General features: G+C 46.4%; 17 protein-coding genes. 3 read left to right on the plus strand and 14 right to left on the minus strand.

The window, feature by feature from the left end; translation table 11 throughout:
- Positions 1-246: 246 nt before the first annotated feature.
- The 7 genes from B8987_RS09545 to B8987_RS09570 all read right to left on the minus strand — a co-directional run bounded on the left by B8987_RS09545 (position 247) and on the right by B8987_RS09570 (position 3,909).
- Entirely contained in the window at positions 247-1,065 is an 819-nt protein-coding gene (locus tag B8987_RS09545; protein ID WP_084661352.1) for an FAD-dependent oxidoreductase, read from the minus strand.
- A gap of 48 nt (positions 1,066-1,113) precedes the next feature.
- Positions 1,114-1,326: a hypothetical protein gene (locus tag B8987_RS09550; protein WP_084661353.1), complete on the minus strand. Its 213-nt coding sequence runs from the start codon at positions 1,324-1,326 to the stop codon at positions 1,114-1,116.
- Between the two features lie 20 nt (positions 1,327-1,346).
- A complete protein-coding gene (locus B8987_RS09555; protein ID WP_084661354.1) occupies positions 1,347-1,655 on the minus strand; it encodes an FAD-dependent oxidoreductase in 309 nt (102 codons plus the stop codon).
- Between the two features lie 125 nt (positions 1,656-1,780).
- Positions 1,781-2,002, minus strand: a complete 222-nt coding sequence (locus tag B8987_RS09560; protein WP_084661355.1) for a hypothetical protein — start codon at positions 2,000-2,002, stop codon at positions 1,781-1,783.
- On the minus strand, positions 1,999-2,847 hold the full coding sequence (locus B8987_RS09565) for a YeeE/YedE thiosulfate transporter family protein (RefSeq protein WP_207651513.1): 849 nt from the start codon (positions 2,845-2,847) through the stop codon (positions 1,999-2,001). The genes B8987_RS09560 and B8987_RS09565 overlap by 4 nt, the downstream gene beginning before the upstream one ends.
- Before the next feature lie 24 nt (positions 2,848-2,871).
- Complete coding sequence (locus B8987_RS19860; RefSeq protein ID WP_207651514.1) at positions 2,872-3,261, minus strand: YeeE/YedE thiosulfate transporter family protein; 390 nt, start codon at positions 3,259-3,261, stop codon at positions 2,872-2,874.
- 417 nt (positions 3,262-3,678) lie between these two features.
- Positions 3,679-3,909, minus strand: a complete 231-nt coding sequence (locus B8987_RS09570) for a DUF2249 domain-containing protein (RefSeq protein WP_084661356.1) — start codon at positions 3,907-3,909, stop codon at positions 3,679-3,681.
- A gap of 260 nt (positions 3,910-4,169) precedes the next feature.
- Here B8987_RS09570 and B8987_RS09575 point away from each other — a divergent pair, with 260 nt between their 5' ends.
- A complete protein-coding gene (locus B8987_RS09575) occupies positions 4,170-5,441 on the plus strand; it encodes an MFS transporter (RefSeq protein WP_084661357.1) in 1,272 nt (423 codons plus the stop codon).
- Between the two features lie 144 nt (positions 5,442-5,585).
- Positions 5,586-6,488: a LysR family transcriptional regulator gene (locus B8987_RS09580; protein ID WP_084661358.1), complete on the plus strand. Its 903-nt coding sequence runs from the start codon at positions 5,586-5,588 to the stop codon at positions 6,486-6,488.
- A 25-nt stretch (positions 6,489-6,513) separates the two neighbouring features.
- On the opposite strand, the gene B8987_RS09585 is transcribed toward B8987_RS09580, so the two are convergent.
- The 7 genes from B8987_RS09585 to B8987_RS09615 form a co-directional block, all read right to left on the minus strand.
- A complete protein-coding gene (locus B8987_RS09585; protein WP_084661359.1) occupies positions 6,514-8,397 on the minus strand; it encodes a WD40/YVTN/BNR-like repeat-containing protein in 1,884 nt (627 codons plus the stop codon).
- Between the two features lie 162 nt (positions 8,398-8,559).
- Complete coding sequence (locus B8987_RS09590) at positions 8,560-9,099, minus strand: thioredoxin family protein (RefSeq protein WP_084661360.1); 540 nt, start codon at positions 9,097-9,099, stop codon at positions 8,560-8,562.
- A gap of 423 nt (positions 9,100-9,522) precedes the next feature.
- Positions 9,523-10,539, minus strand: a complete 1,017-nt coding sequence (gene pdxA / locus B8987_RS09595; protein WP_084661361.1) for a 4-hydroxythreonine-4-phosphate dehydrogenase PdxA — start codon at positions 10,537-10,539, stop codon at positions 9,523-9,525.
- Positions 10,540-10,541: 2 nt separating this feature from the next.
- Positions 10,542-11,720, minus strand: coding sequence for a four-carbon acid sugar kinase family protein (locus B8987_RS09600; RefSeq protein WP_176213212.1), 1,179 nt, complete (start codon positions 11,718-11,720; stop codon positions 10,542-10,544).
- Positions 11,721-11,823: 103 nt separating this feature from the next.
- Complete coding sequence (locus B8987_RS09605) at positions 11,824-12,615, minus strand: DeoR/GlpR family DNA-binding transcription regulator (RefSeq protein WP_084661363.1); 792 nt, start codon at positions 12,613-12,615, stop codon at positions 11,824-11,826.
- A gap of 142 nt (positions 12,616-12,757) precedes the next feature.
- A complete protein-coding gene (locus B8987_RS09610; protein ID WP_084661364.1) occupies positions 12,758-14,053 on the minus strand; it encodes an MFS transporter in 1,296 nt (431 codons plus the stop codon).
- A gap of 323 nt (positions 14,054-14,376) precedes the next feature.
- The gene (locus B8987_RS09615) at positions 14,377-15,210 is read right to left on the minus strand and encodes a class I SAM-dependent methyltransferase (protein WP_084661365.1); all 834 of its coding nucleotides are present in this window, start codon (positions 15,208-15,210) and stop codon (positions 14,377-14,379) included.
- Positions 15,211-15,538: 328 nt separating this feature from the next.
- Here B8987_RS09615 and B8987_RS09620 point away from each other — a divergent pair, with 328 nt between their 5' ends.
- On the plus strand, positions 15,539-17,185 hold the full coding sequence (locus tag B8987_RS09620; protein WP_084661366.1) for an ABC transporter substrate-binding protein: 1,647 nt from the start codon (positions 15,539-15,541) through the stop codon (positions 17,183-17,185).
- The last annotated feature ends 20 nt before the right edge of the window (positions 17,186-17,205 follow it).

Consider the following 17,205-nt stretch of genomic DNA (forward strand, 5'->3'; position numbering starts at 1 on the left):
CAAGCTCTTCCACGCATTTGCGTGAGAAAAAGGTCAGCCCAACAACAGTGAATGATGATATCTGATGATATTATCGGACAACTGTTGATACCACGTTCAAGAAAGACTTTCCGGAGGGAATGAAGACAATAATTCATCTTCTTTTTTTCTACAAAAAGAAGACAAGGATCGGGATTATATTTAGACGGCTTTAAAAGAAACCCGCCTCTTTGGTTGTATCGAGGCAGGTTTCAGGTAAGAATCTTATCAAATGCTGCGCGCCAGTCGATCAATGATTTCGAATTGAGTCGGATGGGGGAAAGTCATCTGTCCTAATGCACGGGGTGTCAATTTAAGACGGACAGCCATGTGCAAAGCTGCTGATAGGGCTGCTGCACAAGCTCCTACGCCATGGGCGCCAATTATGGTTCCGTCCGCGGCATTGATGATAAACTTCAAAAATCCTTCGGTTTCTCCGGCAATTTGCGCCCACGCTTCAAGTCCCATGGGTCGCACATATTCGTGGACTTTGATACCTCGTTGTTGAGCCTGCTCTTTCGTTAAACCGACAGCCAGCGCTTCGGGACGCGAAAACACGGTGGTAGGCATTTCGCTAGGATTGAACGCATTATCAGGAGATTGAGGATCTAACATGGCAGTTGCCGCGATCTCACTCATACGCACGGCAGAGTGAAATAACATGGACAAGCCGGTCACATCTCCCGCTGCATAGATGCTTGGAATATTTGTATGCATTTGAGGATCCACCGTGATGCCGTGGGACGTATACGCTAATCCTAGATGGTCGAGCCCAAGACTTGGGGGAATATAAGGAACACGTCCGGCTGCCGCTAGGACCCGTGAGGTTTTCCATTGTTGTCTTTGGCCTGAGTGCAGATTGTGACCTTGAACCAGAAATTGTTGGTTATCTTGTTGAAGGATAGCGGTGACACGAACATTCGTGACCAATTCAATGCGTTGGGATAAGTTGGCGGTCACTGCCGTGATCAAGTCGGGGTCCATGCCGGATAAAATTGTTGGCATCATTTCGATTAAGGTAATATGAATCCCCAGATCCGATAACATGGAGGCTGTTTCAACACCAATATAACCCCCACCTAATATCACCAAATCTTAGGGTAATTTGTCTTGGGGTTTTTGCCAGGCAAATAGGTCGTGAGAATTCCACGTATATTCGAATCCGGTGATAGGCAAGGATTGGGGCTCAGAGCCGGTGGCGATTAAAATTTGACGCCCCTCTACAGTCAACACATCACTGTGATCAAGGTCGGTGACTTCGACGTGGTGGGCATCTAATAAGCGTCCTGTGCCGTGAATAAAACTCAAGGATGTTGTCTGCGTAATTTCTAGCCGATGTTGGCTGTAACGCCTGGATTGGATACCGTCTTTAAAGTCCCGAATGGCTGACCAATTCCCTGCAACACGAGAGCCCGTAATTCCAAAAAATTGGCTTGTGTGCTGTTATAGACCATGATAGTGGCTTGCCTCACCGCTTTAGAGGGAACGCATCCTTCATAAAGACAGTTGCCTCCGAGATTTCCTAAGGAATCAATAAGTAATACCCGTTTATCAGCGTTAGCAAGACGAAATGCGGCAGAATATCCTCCTCCCCGTGCACCAATCACGATGAGATCAAAAATTTCTTGATGAGTCATGATGTTTCCTCCTTTGGTGAATGATTTTGAATTCCCGGTCTAGTTATGGCTGGATGGAAAGTTTGAGGAGAACGGCATGTTGCCGCCAGTTCTCCTCAAAAGAACCTATCGATTTGCTGTAAACGTTAAGAATGATGAAATGTGTGTTTATCCGATGACGCATTGTCACTGCTGTAGTAAATCGCAGCAAATCCCAACAAACCCAGCGGTATCAATGCGGTTATCATGACTTGAGCCAATGTTAAGGGCGTACTTGAAGAATTATGTGTTACTAAAGCTGCAATCATTAACGTGAACACGAATCCTATACCCACAATCGTAGCCATGAACCGAGATGATGTTTTCACGGTAATACCCTCCTTTGGGGATGTGATGGGCTCTCGTGTGCCGGATTAACTTTTTCACTGGCATTGCCATAAACCCATTTGGCCGTGATGATCATGGCGATTAATACGGCAATGGTGAAAATCCAGGCACTGACCGCCATCTGAACCCCTCCGCTTAAAATGTGGCCGCTTGCACAACCATCAGCCATGCGGGCACCAAACAAAACCAGAAAAGATCCCACAAATGCGCCTATAGCCCGGGTTACAAGATTGGTGCCAAATCGGTTTCGCCAAGAAGGAGGGATGACTGGCCGAAAGGCATTAAAACGACGACTGATAAATAGGGCGGCTATGAACGCACCAAAGAACGTGCCGATATCGGATAAAGGCTCCCACCCGATTTTTCCGAAGACTTTGGTGCTATAGGCATAGTGAGGAAGAAATAAACGACCTGCTAACCACGAAAAAGTTGTCGATTCACCAAAGATTTGATGGAGAAAAATTCCTAAGACTACCGTCACACCAATGACAGCACCGACAAATAACATAATGGGGGAATAAAAGTTAGGATTAGGAACATCTCGGGCCACGATCTCATGATTCCAACTATTTGTGTTTACGGAAAGACCGCCTTCGGAAAGATAAGCCAAAGTATCGGCGCGGTATTCCTGATCAGTAGGATCCATGGTTTTCGATAAGGATTGTCTAATGCAACTTTTATGTCCTCCTTGATACCGAGGAAGAAAGTACGCCACTAATAATAGGATGGTAGCATAAATGAGAGATATACCAAAGGTCAGGCCGGGATGTATATGCTTGATGGAACCGGTGATAATAAAATTGCCAAAGTTTAAGGTATGAACCAACCATTGTCCCCATGCACTTTGATATTACAAGGTCCAAGCTGCAGCGCCTAGAATTCCACCGGGAATAGCATAAAGAACATCACGCCGCCCTTCTCCAAGAGCCATCCATTCAGAACCCGGCACATATCCGGAAATAGCCATTCCCACGCCAAAGAATAATCCGCCTAACACAATTCCGATTATATATACGGGTTTGGGACCAAAATGCATATCAACGCCACTTGCATATAATCCATATAAGACGACAGCGCCAATTGCTGAGCCAATAGCAATACATCCTATGAATAAAGGATCTTTCCAGCGTGCTAAGCGGATCAATGTCTCAGGATTTGCAATGCCCCATAATTCCGCAAATCCTCCAATAATCGCCCCAATTACGATGCCAATCCATAACGGTGCATCTGCCTTAATCATGAGATTCACCACCTTATAATCGTTATACGAATCCATAAGGATTCGCCTTGATTATCTAATAAGGAAAATGCAGGAAATATGGCCGTCTTGGGGAGAGTTCGGGGACTACGTGGCCCATGTCTGATGAGCAAATGGCTCCGGACGCGGGGATTTTGGCGCGTCAACATCATCCTAAGGAGTCGTTCATAATAACTAATCTTTTCCGGATTGTTGGAAGCCGTTTTTTAGGGGGATAAGTGAAAATCTCATTCCCTAAAACAATTACAAACCAATGAAGAGGCAACAGTTGTTATCGATCTTCTCGAGTTAATGACGATTTTTGGGATTATATATGACGTCTTCTGAAGGCAGGATCTAACAAGGTGAAGATATGTGGGCCAAGAGACGAATGACTCTTGGCCGTTTAATGGCATATTCTTATTTTTTGTGGATAAGGACATTAAAGGTTTGGTAATTGTTTTCAAACGTAATCGATTCAAAATCGACTTGACTTGCAAATCCTTCAATGGTTTTTGGAATGGCCGTCCAAAAATCTTCGTGCTGAATCACAATAATGGCTGACTCGCCTGTCTGAAGTTGATTGACCGCTTCGGCAATCCGCGGGCGCCTTTCGCTTGCTGGTAAACCTTTTAAATCTAAAACAACCATGATTATGTAACTCCTTAGTCATGAAATTTGCTATCAGATGATTCCACGTTTTTACGATACCGGGGACGGCTAATAGACACTATGCCTCCTGTGGGGAATTTTTCACTGAACAACACGGCCGGTCTGTTCATCCACATCAGTCAGCAGAGTTAGCAAAAATTATCAATCTCTTACGAGCTAAAAAGCCTTGCGCAATGTCTTTAATTACTATAACTTGTATAGTAAAAGAATCACATGGCCATATTGAGGAAGGATACCTCATGCTGACACAATCGCTGTCTAAAGAATCAGAAAAGAGCACCCAAGGACAACCACCGCCTCACTCCAGGTGGAAAGCCTTATTTTGGATTACACTCGCGGAATTGCTGGCCATGAGTGTGTGGTTTAGTGCATCCGCTGTAACCAAAACATTACAAGTCGAGTGGCATTTGTCGGCTACCCTGCTCAGTTGGCTTACCGCTACGGTACAACTTGGCTTTGTCGGCGGCGCTTTAATTAGTGCCACTTTGGGTTTGGCTGATCGATTTCGGTTACGCACCTTGATGGCATGGGGGGCGTTCGGGGCAGCATCGACGACCGCGCTCTTAGCGATCTTTCCCCACGGTGGTTGGGAACCTTTTGCCCTACGCGTCTTAACGGGAGCCTTTTTGGCCGTCGTCTATCCGACCGCAGTGCAGTGGATTGCTAGGTGGTTTCCCCGCCAACGCGGACTCGCTGTAGGCATTCTCATTGGAGGGCTGACAATGGGATCAGCAATGCCTCATTTGCTAGTGGGGTTTCCCTTATTACGGCACTGGCAAGCGGTATTAACCGGGAGCGCGACACTGGCTATGATTGCGTGGGCTTTGATTTTGTGGGTCGTTCCAGAACATCCCGGAACTTTTCCTGCCCCGGTATTTCGGTGGAACCGGATTGGTGCAGTATTGCGTGATAGACCGGTGATGTGGGCAAACCTGGGGTATTGGGGTCATATGTGGGAACTCTATGCGATGTGGACTTGGTTGCCCGCTTTTTTTGTGGCTAGTTGGTCTCGTGATTGGCATGGCAATACGCTGATTGGATTAGCTGGGACGGCCAGTTTTATTGCTATTGGACTGGCCGGATTTGCTGGCGCTCTATCTGGCGGATGGGCAGCTGACCGTTTTGGCCGAACCCGCGCCACAATGGGAGCCATGACTCTCAGTGGCACGATGGCCATTCTCATTGGATTTACCTTTCGCCTGGCACCGAGTTGGACATTTCTCGTCGCTGTCATTTGGGGAATTAGTGTGATTGCCGATTCTGCCCAATTTTCGGCCGCAGTAACAGAGTTAAGCGCGCATGATCTGCAGGGCAGTGCCTTAACCCTGCAAATGGCGGTAGGATTTCTCATTACCATTGGCTCCATTGAACTGGTGGGCATCCTTGAGCCGATTCTTGGTTGGCATTATGTCCTTGCCGTTCTTGCCTTGGGCCCAGCCATAGGTGTTTGGGCCATGGGGCGATTGAGACGCCGCCCCGAAGCCGTGCGGTTAGCTCATGGTCGGCGTTAAAATCCCTAGGCCAGGGTTGGGGCAGGAGTCATCAAATTTAAAATTTGTTATTGATTGTATTCACCGGACTTTTTCTCGCTCTTTGGTTTAGGGTAAAATAAAGTCCAAGAACTATGCACTTTTTGCATAGGAAGGACGATCCCGATGACTGATGAGGATCTGCATATTTTTCGCACGATTGCGATGACAGGAAATTTATCCCGCGCTGCTGTGCTTTTGCAAACGAGTCAACCTACGATTTCTCGTCATTTACAGCATCTTGAAAGAGAATTGGGTACGACGTTAATGGATCGTTCTAGTGGATCTATTCAGCTGACTCCTCAAGGATTGCAAGTGTTAGAGTTTGCGCAACGTGTTCTTGGAGAATGGGACGCCTTAAAACAATCTTTTCATCAACAAAAGCCGATTAGCGGATTCATTGAGGTTGCCTCCAGTACAGTGCCAGCGAAAATCCTGGTGTTGCCGGCGGTGGCAAGTTTTCTTCATCAATATCCTCACATTCATGTCCACGTGTCCATTATGAATTCCCAGAACGTTTTCCACGCGATTGATGAGGATCGTGTTGCAATGGGTTTTGTCGGACTTGAGCCGCCATCTAAATCGTGGCATACCGAATTGATCGGCCGTGACGAAGTGATTCTGGTCGTTCCGAATTTGCCGCAATATGAGAAGTGGCCAACATCCATTCCCTTAAAAGATCTGGCACAATTACCTTTTGTTCAGCGTAAAGAAGGCTCGGGCACACACCTGACGGCCATTAAGGCGCTGCGGGAGCGAGGATTTGAACAGAACTGGCGCGTTGTCTGCGAGGTGGATTCTCACGAAGCCTTGATTGAAACGGTGGCTACCGGGATTGGAGTCGGTTTTGCGTCCCGGCAAATCGCAGCGATGATGAGCACTCGCCAAGTGAGAATGGTGTCTGTGGAAGGTGGACCGATTTTGCGTCATTTATACTTGATCCACAAACAGGACGCCGAGAACAATAAGGTTTCTGACCTATTTCTTGGTCATCTTAAAGCACAATATAACATCTTGACACGCGCATGATGAAAAGCCTGAGAGTACATGGGGCCTAATGGGAATGATTTTTTAGGGATATCACAAACCATGCATGGAAGCCGTTTTCAAAGTTAATCCAAGCTTCAGAAGACGATATGAAATCGACGAACGATATGGGGTGGTCTTGTGGAGAAAGAATTAGAGTCCAGCTCTGTCCGCCGTTGTCTGTGACAAAGATTTGATCGGCTGTCCAAAAGTACCCCATTTGGGTGGAGGGGAAAAACAGGCCTTGTGGCCGATTCAATGCAAAAATATTTGGGGGCAGTTCATAAAGAACCCACTGGCCATTTTTATTCCTATGATAGAGAGATAAAGCGAGGGGATGCTGCATGGTATAGCGGGCAATTGCTTTGGGATTCGGATGGGACTGATGAAACCGGGCGAATGCTTGTGACTGCGCTCTGTTCGTACCTATTGCCCAAATATCATGGGCACTAGGCTCAGCGATCCACTGCGGACTTACGGGCCAGTTCAAAATCTGCCAGTGAATTTTGGAACCAGGACGCATTGGGTATTCAAGACGCATGGGAACAAGGCCGTGAGACGTCTTCACTGCGGCTAAGATGGTATGAGCATTCGCGGCGAGTGTCTGAATGTGATCATGAGGCAAAACCTTGACGCGTGAAAACGTGTATCCGTGATTGAGACTATACCATAAAGAACCCTGGGCAGTTGTCATCCATAAACTATGATCCGGTCCCCAATATGGAGTTCCCGCCAGCGTAGAAAATTTGTGTTGAACCGACCATGACATGCCGCCATTATGGGTGATTAAAAGATCGGATTGATAACCCTGGGTGCTAATGCCTACACCTATCTGATGGGACGTCCATGCTATGGGACCATTGGGCGTTAACGGAGGATAAATGACGGACCAAATTTTCCCTCTATCGCGAGTGCGCCACAGCGTATTCATGCCTTGAAAAGAGGAAAGCAGGAACCAGGTTGTGGGGGAGGGAAATGATAACGACAGAACTGTTTGCTGACTGGGTGTGAATATGCTCGTCCAAACCGGTGTAAATTGGCGACCTTCATCCCTCGTCATCAAGATCGGCCCACGGACTAATGGCAAATATCCGCTCGCATCATTGAGGAAGAGAAGACCAGTCCCTTCACTGTCCACATAGCCTCCTAAAGGAATGGGAGGATGTGGTGAAGGTGTGGATAGCGAACCTGTGCTGGCTATTAACTGCCAGCTTTGGCCTCCATTGTGGGTGTGATATAATGCTTTCGTTTCGGCTCCAGCTCCCATTTGCTGGCCAACCAGGAGCCACCCCGTGTGAGGTGTCAGAAAATCCACGGCATTTGTCACGACTCCTGGGGTGTGTAATGGCGAATTGAGGGCAACCCAACTCTGGCCTCCATTGTTCGTTCGCATTAAATCTGATCGCATGGTCTGTTGATTCGTTTCAACCATATATCCGGTGGTGGTTGAAACGAAATCAGGAATGCCTAAACTGATATCAGGCCCAGCCTGATAAATGAGTTGCCAGGTTTTTCCACCGTTTACCGTTTTCATTAATTGATTGGCATCAGAACATCCGGTGTGAGAACACGTAGTTAACCAACCTTCTTGGGAATTAAGCATATTCAGGTGGGTAATAACGGGGCGAGTATAGAGCCGTTTCCAGCTATATCCCCCGTTTGTGGTTTGAAGCACCCCGTCGTACTGGCCAATGACCCCAGTGGCGTCGCCGTATCGGGCCGTAAAAAACTGCACCGAAGAGAGGGAAAGTGTCGCGGATGCCAGGACTGGCCGTATACTTGCGGTCTCTTGATTGACACGAAATGGCTTGAGCGAGAGCGATAATGGTTGAGACATCGATGGCTTTGTGCCGCATGCGGCCAACATGATGAAACTGATACCAAAAAGAATCAGGGCCTGGCCATTTTTCATCGTCTGACCCTCCTCAAATGGGATCGCCATCTCCACACTACTCTATTTAACGGTTTCCGTTGGGAAAAGGTCACGTCCCCCAAAAATAAATGAGGGTCACCTCGGGTAAGAGATGGTCCCTCTGACAAAGCAATCTGTCATTTTTTGCATTTTGAAATCGTCTTAGTGCAACGCGGCATTCAAAATCCCTTTAAGGTACTCATTTTCGGGAACGGCTCCCAAAATTTCTACATGACCATTGAAAATGGATTTGGGCACACTGGAGACGTCGTGGCGGGCTGCAAGCTCGTTGAAGGTGCCGGAATCGATGAGATCATCGGTAATGTGAGGTTGAATGAGGGACATATCATGGGCCAGTCGGACTGCCCTGGGACACCACCGGCACGTTGGTGTGGTAAAGACCTGAATATGGACAGGTTGACCGAGTTGTTTAAGCGTTTCTTGAGTTTTTTCGCTAAGCGTTTCGTGATGGGTAGAAAGAGCCTTGATGTCTTCTAAAAACGTGCCAAATTCTAGGCCACTCGGAATCCCAACATAGCGAATACCCGTTTCTTGATGCTGTTTATCCGCCAATATGCCAATGGGACCCGTGATACTCTGCCCTGTCTCATGTCCGGGTTCCAGTTCCGGAGCCTTATCCACTGTAGCCACGGAGAAAAGCGGGGTCAGTTGGGCGACTTCTTGCGAAATATCCCAAAACACCTGAAAATACTCGCTTTGGGGCCAGGATAAATGAGGAGTTGTACGGGGTCTTTAAGGTCTTGAAGAAATTGTGACACTTGTTGTTGAAGTTTTTCATCTAAATATGCCATATTGGTCACCTGCGTAGAAGATTTCGGTAAAGCGCATGTTAACCCGATGCTGTTACCCTATCACGTGGGCTCAAAGAATCAATCCATCAATGGACCTAACCTGGCACATCCTCCATTGTTCATTGTTGGATTTCTGACAGTCAGAAAGGATGATTAAAGCTAGCGATGCTGTGGTCAACGGCCCCTTGAATAAAGTCGTAAAATAGGTCTATTGCAAAATGTACAATCTCAAATCCTTCTGCTATATAAAAAGACAGACCGTTCCCAGTCGGTATCGATTGAGGAACGGTCTCATAACGGCTATTTCAAATTATTAATTGCGGGATTGCTTTAATAGGGTTAATTCTTTGGCGACCCGAAGCGCTTCTGATTGTCCATGAGCATCGGCAATGCCCTGTCCCGCAATGTCGAAGGCCGTACCGTGGTCAACTGACGTCCGTATCACAGGCAAGCCTAATGTGACACTAACCGTGCCGTTGAAATCTAAGGTTTTGGTAGCAATATGGCCTTGGTCATGGTAAAGGGATAACACTCCGTGGTAACGACCCATGCGGGCCTGATAGAAGACGGCATCGGCCGGAATGGGTCCTTCAACGCTAAGACCATCTTGTTGTGCTTTTTTAATGGCGGGGATTAAGATCTCTTGTTCTTCCGTTCCAATTAACCCGTTTTCTCCCGCGTGAGGATTTAACGCGGCGACGGCTAATACGGGTTGTTCAAATCCCAATTCCACCAGGTATTTGATTCCTTGTTGAATACCGTCGTAGACCTGTTCAATGGTTAAAAGCCGTATCGCATCTTTAAGAGGATGATGCCGGGTTAAAAAGAACACGCGAAGATTACCCACCACAAACATGGTCACCACATGGTGGGCAGAAAACAGTTCGGCCAGCATCTCCGTGTGCCCAGGATAGTGGTAGCCGGCTTTACGCACGGCCTCCTTGTTAATCGGCGCCGTATTGATCGCGTCGATCTCCCCGTGTAATGCTGATTGAATGGCGGCGGTAATGGCTTTAACCGCCATATCTCCGGCTTTGGGGTGAACCTCTCCTAACTTAGGTGTTGACTCCACATTAGACGTTGGCACAATCTCTAAGGTCCCGTAATGGCCTTTGGCGGAAACAGCATCTTCGATGACGCGTAATTGCAAGGGACTTTTTACCCGTGCTAAGGTTTCATTAAACACTAAGGGATCACCATAAATTATAGGAATCATCCCATCATAATGCGAATGATCGGTTAAGGCTTTAATAATAATTTCGGGCCCGATCCCTGCGGGATCGCCCATCGTGATGCCGACCCGTATGGGACGCATTGTCAACTGGTCCATGTTCAAACGCTCCTTTTGCTGATTTTCCTTGTCAAATATCTTTGTGTCGTTAATGTGGGACTGATGGATAACAGGTATAACAGACTATCTTCTCCCACGAGCCCGCCTTTGGTGATGAGTTCAACGCGGTCGAAGATCCCGCCCTCAATAATGCCTTGGGAAACCAAGGGGGCGAGGAGCCTATGATTATGCACGACCAGGGCTTGGGCTTTGATCAAAAACGTTTGTGCCATTTCCCCGCCAGTAACAATGAAGCGTTCAGGAATCCATCCGCTTTCTTGTAACGCGGTGAGGTGGTTCAGCGCACGCTCCGCTAAATATTGACTGATCGGTTGGCGCTCGGTGTCCTTGAGCGGTTCAAGACCCGAGTGTAAGACAATAATGGGACATTGGGGTTGGTGAGAATAAGGGGAACTTTCTAGAGAAATCTCCTGAACAGGAATATGGTTTTGGATGTAGTGGACTTGACGGATATTGGTGGGCGTGGGACTGCCCATGATGATAGCGGTGGTTGTTGGAGGACTCGTCATATAATAGGGAAAAATGCTTCCGCTGCTAACAGTTACCAGAGGGGCCGAAAGATAACCACGCATCTGCTTGAGAAGAGACGCAATGTGGTACAGGTCATCTTCAGACTCCGCATCAAAAATGACCGTGGAATAGGATGTGATAAGCTCCTTAACCCATGTTGTACTTGCTAGCTCTCGTTCTTGTCGACTGACAATATGCACTCTATGGTCTCCCTCAAAAAGATAGTCCACTAAAACGTCGGTTGTTAGTTCAGGTAGCGATTCCCGTAAAGGACGCCCATAAAGATATTGACGACCTTGCTTTGTTGTGCGTCCTGCCCTTGGATATGCTGCAATAACCGCAACAAAGGGGTGTACCGGCAGTGCCTTTATGAGGAGTTGTAATTCTAAAGGACATGGTCCTCGTAAAGTGGTATCAATGCGTTTATCAAAATGACGATAGCCGTGTTCCCACAGTTCCCGGGCCCATTTTGTTACCAGCCCACTTTGTGAAGGAGTTTCGCGGCTTTGGGTATTTAACACGAAAGGACCGTGGGGATGGGCTGGCAAATCATGATAGACTCGAATAGGTCTGCCGAGCCCCTCAGCAAGTGCACCCGCCGAGGCATTAGCCCCTGTTAAGTCATCGGCAAAGACCACGATTTCTGGCATGATTTGATTCCTTCTTTCATTTCGCCATTCCGCCTTTTGTCCTGGGGGTTTGGGCGGTTGTAAGCCTGTGGGCACGAGCCACAAAGATATGCTATTCACCGGGTTACGCAGAACCTTCGTGATTCGCATCGACGAACTCAGCGGCTGAAACAATGTTCCAGTGCCTATCATGAAATTTTTTGGCGGTAGTGCTATCGACGGCTTTTTCCGTTATCACGGTTACGCCATGGGGTAAAGGGGTCACATGCGGAAAGCTGACCGAAAATTTGCTGCTATCGGCGAGGATATACACTTTGTTGGCTGCTTCCGCCATTTTTCGTTTTAAATACGCTTGGGGTGCTGTGGGTGAGGTGAGACCGACCCCGGGATCAAGTCCAAAAGCCCCCAAAAAGCAGGTATCGACATGATAGGTTTGTAACTGCATAATGGCGCTATCACCAATAAACGCTTGATTGAGATGGCGCAAACTTCCTCCTAATGCAATCAAATCGATTTGGTCTTGATAAGCCAAATCCATGAGGATATTGAGTCCATTAGTAATCACCGTCAAAGACACATCGTTCGGAATTAAGCGCGCTAAACATCCTGTGGTTGTTCCTGCATCTAATATGACACTTTGCGACGTTAGCAATAGCGGTAGGGATGCTTGGGCAATGCGGTTTTTGGCCTCGAGATGAGTTAAAGCTCGTTTCTGCAAACTCAACTCCGTGGATGAAGGCACTGATACGGCTCCTCCAAATGTGCGCAGAATCTGCCCTTGCTTTTCGAGATATGTCAAATCGCGGCGAATAGTGGCTAACGAAGCGTGTAATTCGTGCGCCAGTTCCTCAACTTTGACTGCCGAATTCTTCATGATTATGTCCACAATGCGTGCCCGTCTCAGGTCTTGATTCATCGCTTTCCTCACCCGTTCTCGATTTACTACTTCTTGGCTGTATATGTCCTGGGGATAGATGGGGCGTGATTCGATAAAAATTTCACAAGCCTGATCTCAAACTCGGTGATTGCCCAAAGATGTCAGGCAATCACCTAATATCTTAATGGAGAACAGGTTTAGTTGTGACTTTGCCTACATGCGGTGTATGAACGGGTAATGAAAAGACCAAAAGTCCCGCCACAATTAACACCCCAGTTAACGTGACCAGTCCTGCAAATGTGGAGTGGGTGGCCGTAATTAATGCACCTACGATAAAGGGACCAAAAAACCCTCCTAGATTGCCAATGCCATTAATCAGTCCCATTGTAGGTCCCAGTCCTTCAGCTGTGACTAACAGGGGAGGGAGGGTCCAAAACACACCGATATACGGCAACATAAATGCTTCGGTCAGAATGAGGAAGATTAATGAGACGAGAATGTTTTGGGTGGTTAACGTCGATCCTAATAATGCTAACCCGCCAAAAATGAGTGGTAAGGCAACGTGTGCTTTGCGCTCGCCTGTTTTATCCGAATGATTGGCATTAATCCACATTACAATCAACGCGGCTAAATAAGGCAGGGCTGTGACCAGGCCTGTTTCGGTAAATCCTGTCTTGGTTAAATTCTTGATCACTGTGGGTAGCCATAAAGCAAATCCATAAAAGCCGACTTGAACCAAGAAATAAATTCCCACCAATAACCAGACTTTAGGATTGGTAAAGGCTTTTTTCCAACTGGGTGAAACATCTTGGGCTGCTGCCCGGTCTTCTTGAAATTTCTTTTGGAGGTAAGCGCGTTCTTCCGGACTGATAAAAGATGCAGTGTCGGGAGAGTCATCAATAAAGATCCACCACACGATAGCCCAGATAAAAGGGGGAATGCCTTCTAAAACAAAAAGATAACGCCACGATAGATGTTGCACAATGAGACCGGATAAAGGGGCCATAATAATCGCGGCAGCGGGTAAACAAAACATCCAGTACATATTTGCTCGAGCTCTTTCGTCTTGAGGAAACCAATGCGAAAGAAGAACAAGGGTCGCGGGCCACACTCCACCTTCTGCTACCCCTAATAAAAAGCGCACCACAAGCAGTTCGGTTTTGTTTTGCACGAGACCCGTGAGGACAGCGAAGACACCCCAAACTAACAGAGAAGCAAACACGAACTTTTTGGCACTAAATTTTGACGCAATATAGCCACCGGGAATCTGCAAAAACAGATAACCAAAAAAGAAAATACCTCCGGCAAGTCCTGCGGTGGATGCGGAGATATGAAGACCTTTTTCCATCCCGTCAAAACCAAATCCGACATTGATGCGGTCCATGTAGGCGATGGTATACATTAAAAACGCAACAGGAATAATTCGGCGCCATCGAGTGCGTCCCGGTGACGAGGTTACGTTAACCGTGTTGGTCATGATATCCCTCCTTGCAAAATACCCTCTATCTCCGATGGAAGAATGCATAAACAATGACGAATGGATCCTCATGCGCAGTGCCAAGAAAAATATGGTGATTGTTTCAATCATTATCATAATTGAAACAATTAATATGAGTCAATAAAGTATATTATATTGAAATGAAAATAGTCCGAAAAATAGGCAGAATTATGTGCAAAGAGATTATAAATTAGCATCTGATCCTGGATAAGGAAATCTGGTAAGCGACCTGCATTATCAGTCAGTGAGACGGTAGAGAACGAGCTATCATTTGTGGCAACTCAATTATCCGATCAACCAATCTATGAATCTTTTTGTATCCAAAAATATCCGCTAGTTTGTGACAATGTGAGACATCCGTCATTTTCGAAATGAACTCGCACTAATTCGGCCATAATCTCAAGCAACTGGCTACGAATTTCGGGTCGGTGATACTGGACGGGAACACCACTCCAACAAAATCCTGAACCATAGTATGCTAAATAAGCGGCAAGAGTGGGAAAACGAAGGCCCCCTACCATTTCGACTTTTTGGGGCGGCCGCGGGAAAAAGTCGGCACCATTTCGCAACGAAAACCGGTCACCACGGATATCAGGGGTATAGGGTAGCGATAATGTCTTGACCGCGGTTTCATGATATCGAATCATTTCTGGGTAACTCTTGGCTCCATTAGTTGCGGTTAAGAGTAGACCGCCAGGGCGTAAGAGCTGCCATGCTGTTTTCAGGGCACCCGCAATATTGGGAACATGATACAACATAAAATGCATTCCGACCCAGTCAAAAGATTCGGGGGCATAAGAAAGAGTGGCTACACCTGCGGTGGACACTTTACTGAATGGGTCGCTTTTCAATTTCGTTTCAAGATAGGTCACCATAGCTGGTGCTTGATCGACGGCTTCATATTGACAGAAAGTCCCGGCATAATTCCTAATCCATGGGTACCATGCTCCGGTTCCGGCGCCAATATCTAGTATGCTTTGCGGACAAACAAGTGTCATGGCATGTTCAGTCATTAAGTCAAAAATATTGCGAGGCTGGAGATTATATCGCTTTTGCGCCTCAATCCGAATCGCAAGGCCTTCTTCGGTACCATAGGCTTCCCGAAGAAATGCGGGATCCGAAAATTGATGGGACATAATTAAAAACCCCCTAACAGTTTCATCTTACCAAAAATAGGGTAGACACAAAGCTAGTAAAACATTTTGGGTGAACAATATTTCTTTGACTTGTATGGGAAGTACTAGAGTTCAAGGGATTTAAAACAGCAACTACTATTTTGTTAATGACCAACCAAAATCGTTTTCGATATAAGAAAAATAAATTTGTTATTTTTCACAAAAGCTTATTGCCAAATTTACGATAATGAGCCAATAATGGTGTGTGCGGTAATAGTCATATAAGACAGAATTATCGCATAATAATACGTTTTTGTCTTTCCCCAAAAACGTTTTCGGAGGGGTATTGATGATTAGCAAACAGAAAATGGCGGCTCTTAGTGCTGCTGTTCTCTTGCCTTCACTACTTGCTGGATGTGGTGCTGCAGCCGAAAATAGTGGAGTTTCAGCCGCAACTAATCAACCGCTCGTTATCGTACAATCTCCAGAAGGAACATATTCAGAAAATTTTAACCCATTTTCTTCTGGTGCGTTGAATGGGACTTTAGGACCTATATATCAGACATTGTTTTATTTTAATTTAATAGGAACAAATTCCGTTCCGTTGTTAGCTACGAGTTATGCGTGGTCGAATAATGCAACAACTTTGACCGTAAATTTGCGTCATGGAGTCCAATGGTCAAACGGACAGCCGTTTACATCTTCCGATGTTGTTTATACATTTAATCTTCTTCATCAGGATCCAGCTCTAGATGCTAACGGCATTTGGAAGAGTCTAGTTGCTGTTCAAGCGAATGGTAAATATCAAGTTGTTTTCCGATTTTCTAAGCCGTCTATTGGATCGCAATGGTGGATTTTAGGCCAAACTTATATTCTTCCCAAAAAGATTTGGAGCCAAATAAAAAACCCAGCTACTTATACTAATGCCAATCCTGTCGGAACAGGACCATACCTGTTGCATTCGTTTAGTCCGCAAGAATATACGTTTACGGCTAATCCCCATTACTGGGGTGGGGAACCTAAAGTGCATACTCTTGAATTTCCAGCCTATACCAGTAATGATAGTGCCGATCTTGCGCTAGCGTCCGGAAACATTGATTGGGCTGGAATTTTTATTCCCAATGCCAAGCAAGTCTATGAAAGTCGTAATCCCGCCAATAATCATTTTTGGTTTCCGCCCGTTAACATCGTGATGTTATACACCAATTTGAAGAATCCATTACTTGCTCAGTTGCCTGTGAGAGAAGCTATCAGTTATGCCATAAATCGTGAGAAACTTTATAAAGTGGGAGAATATGGATATGAGCCACCTGCGAGCCCAACGGGTTTGGTTTTGCCCAACAATCAGGCCTGGCTCGCCCCCAATTTACCACAAAAGGATTTGGCATTTCAGTATGATCCGCAAAAGAGTATTCAGATTCTCCAACAAGCCGGATTCAAGAAAAATTCACAAGGAATATTCGTTTCTCCAGCTGGCCAACCCTTATCGTTCACGTTGAATGTTGTTGCGGGGTGGACGGATTGGGATACTGATTGTTCACTTATCGCTCAAGAGTTGGGTAAAGTCGGTATTCAAATTCATGTCAATCAAGAACAATTCGGTGCTTATTATTCCGCCTTTACCAATGGAACTTATCAGTTAGGGATCTCCTGGACTGATCCCGGCCCTACTCCCTATTACCTGTATTCGGCGTTGCTTTCCTCCAATTCTTCCGCCAATTGGGAAGGTTGGAATAATACGCAAACTAACAATGCGTTACAAGCTTATCAAAGTGCCGAAACAATCAATCAGCAAAAGCAGGATATTTATCCGCTAGAAAAAATCATGGCTACGGATTTGCCTTCTATTCCTCTGGTCGAGGGGGCAACGTGGTATGAATACAACACCAAGAATTTTACGGGATGGCCGACACCACAAAACCCCTATGTGGAACCTGCTCCTTATTACTATCCTTCAATGGGCATTATATTGACGCATCTTCGACCAAAAGGTTAGGCACAACAAAGAAAACCTTA

The organism is Sulfobacillus thermosulfidooxidans DSM 9293 (assembly GCF_900176145.1).
Lineage (GTDB): Bacteria > Bacillota > Sulfobacillia > Sulfobacillales > Sulfobacillaceae > Sulfobacillus > Sulfobacillus thermosulfidooxidans.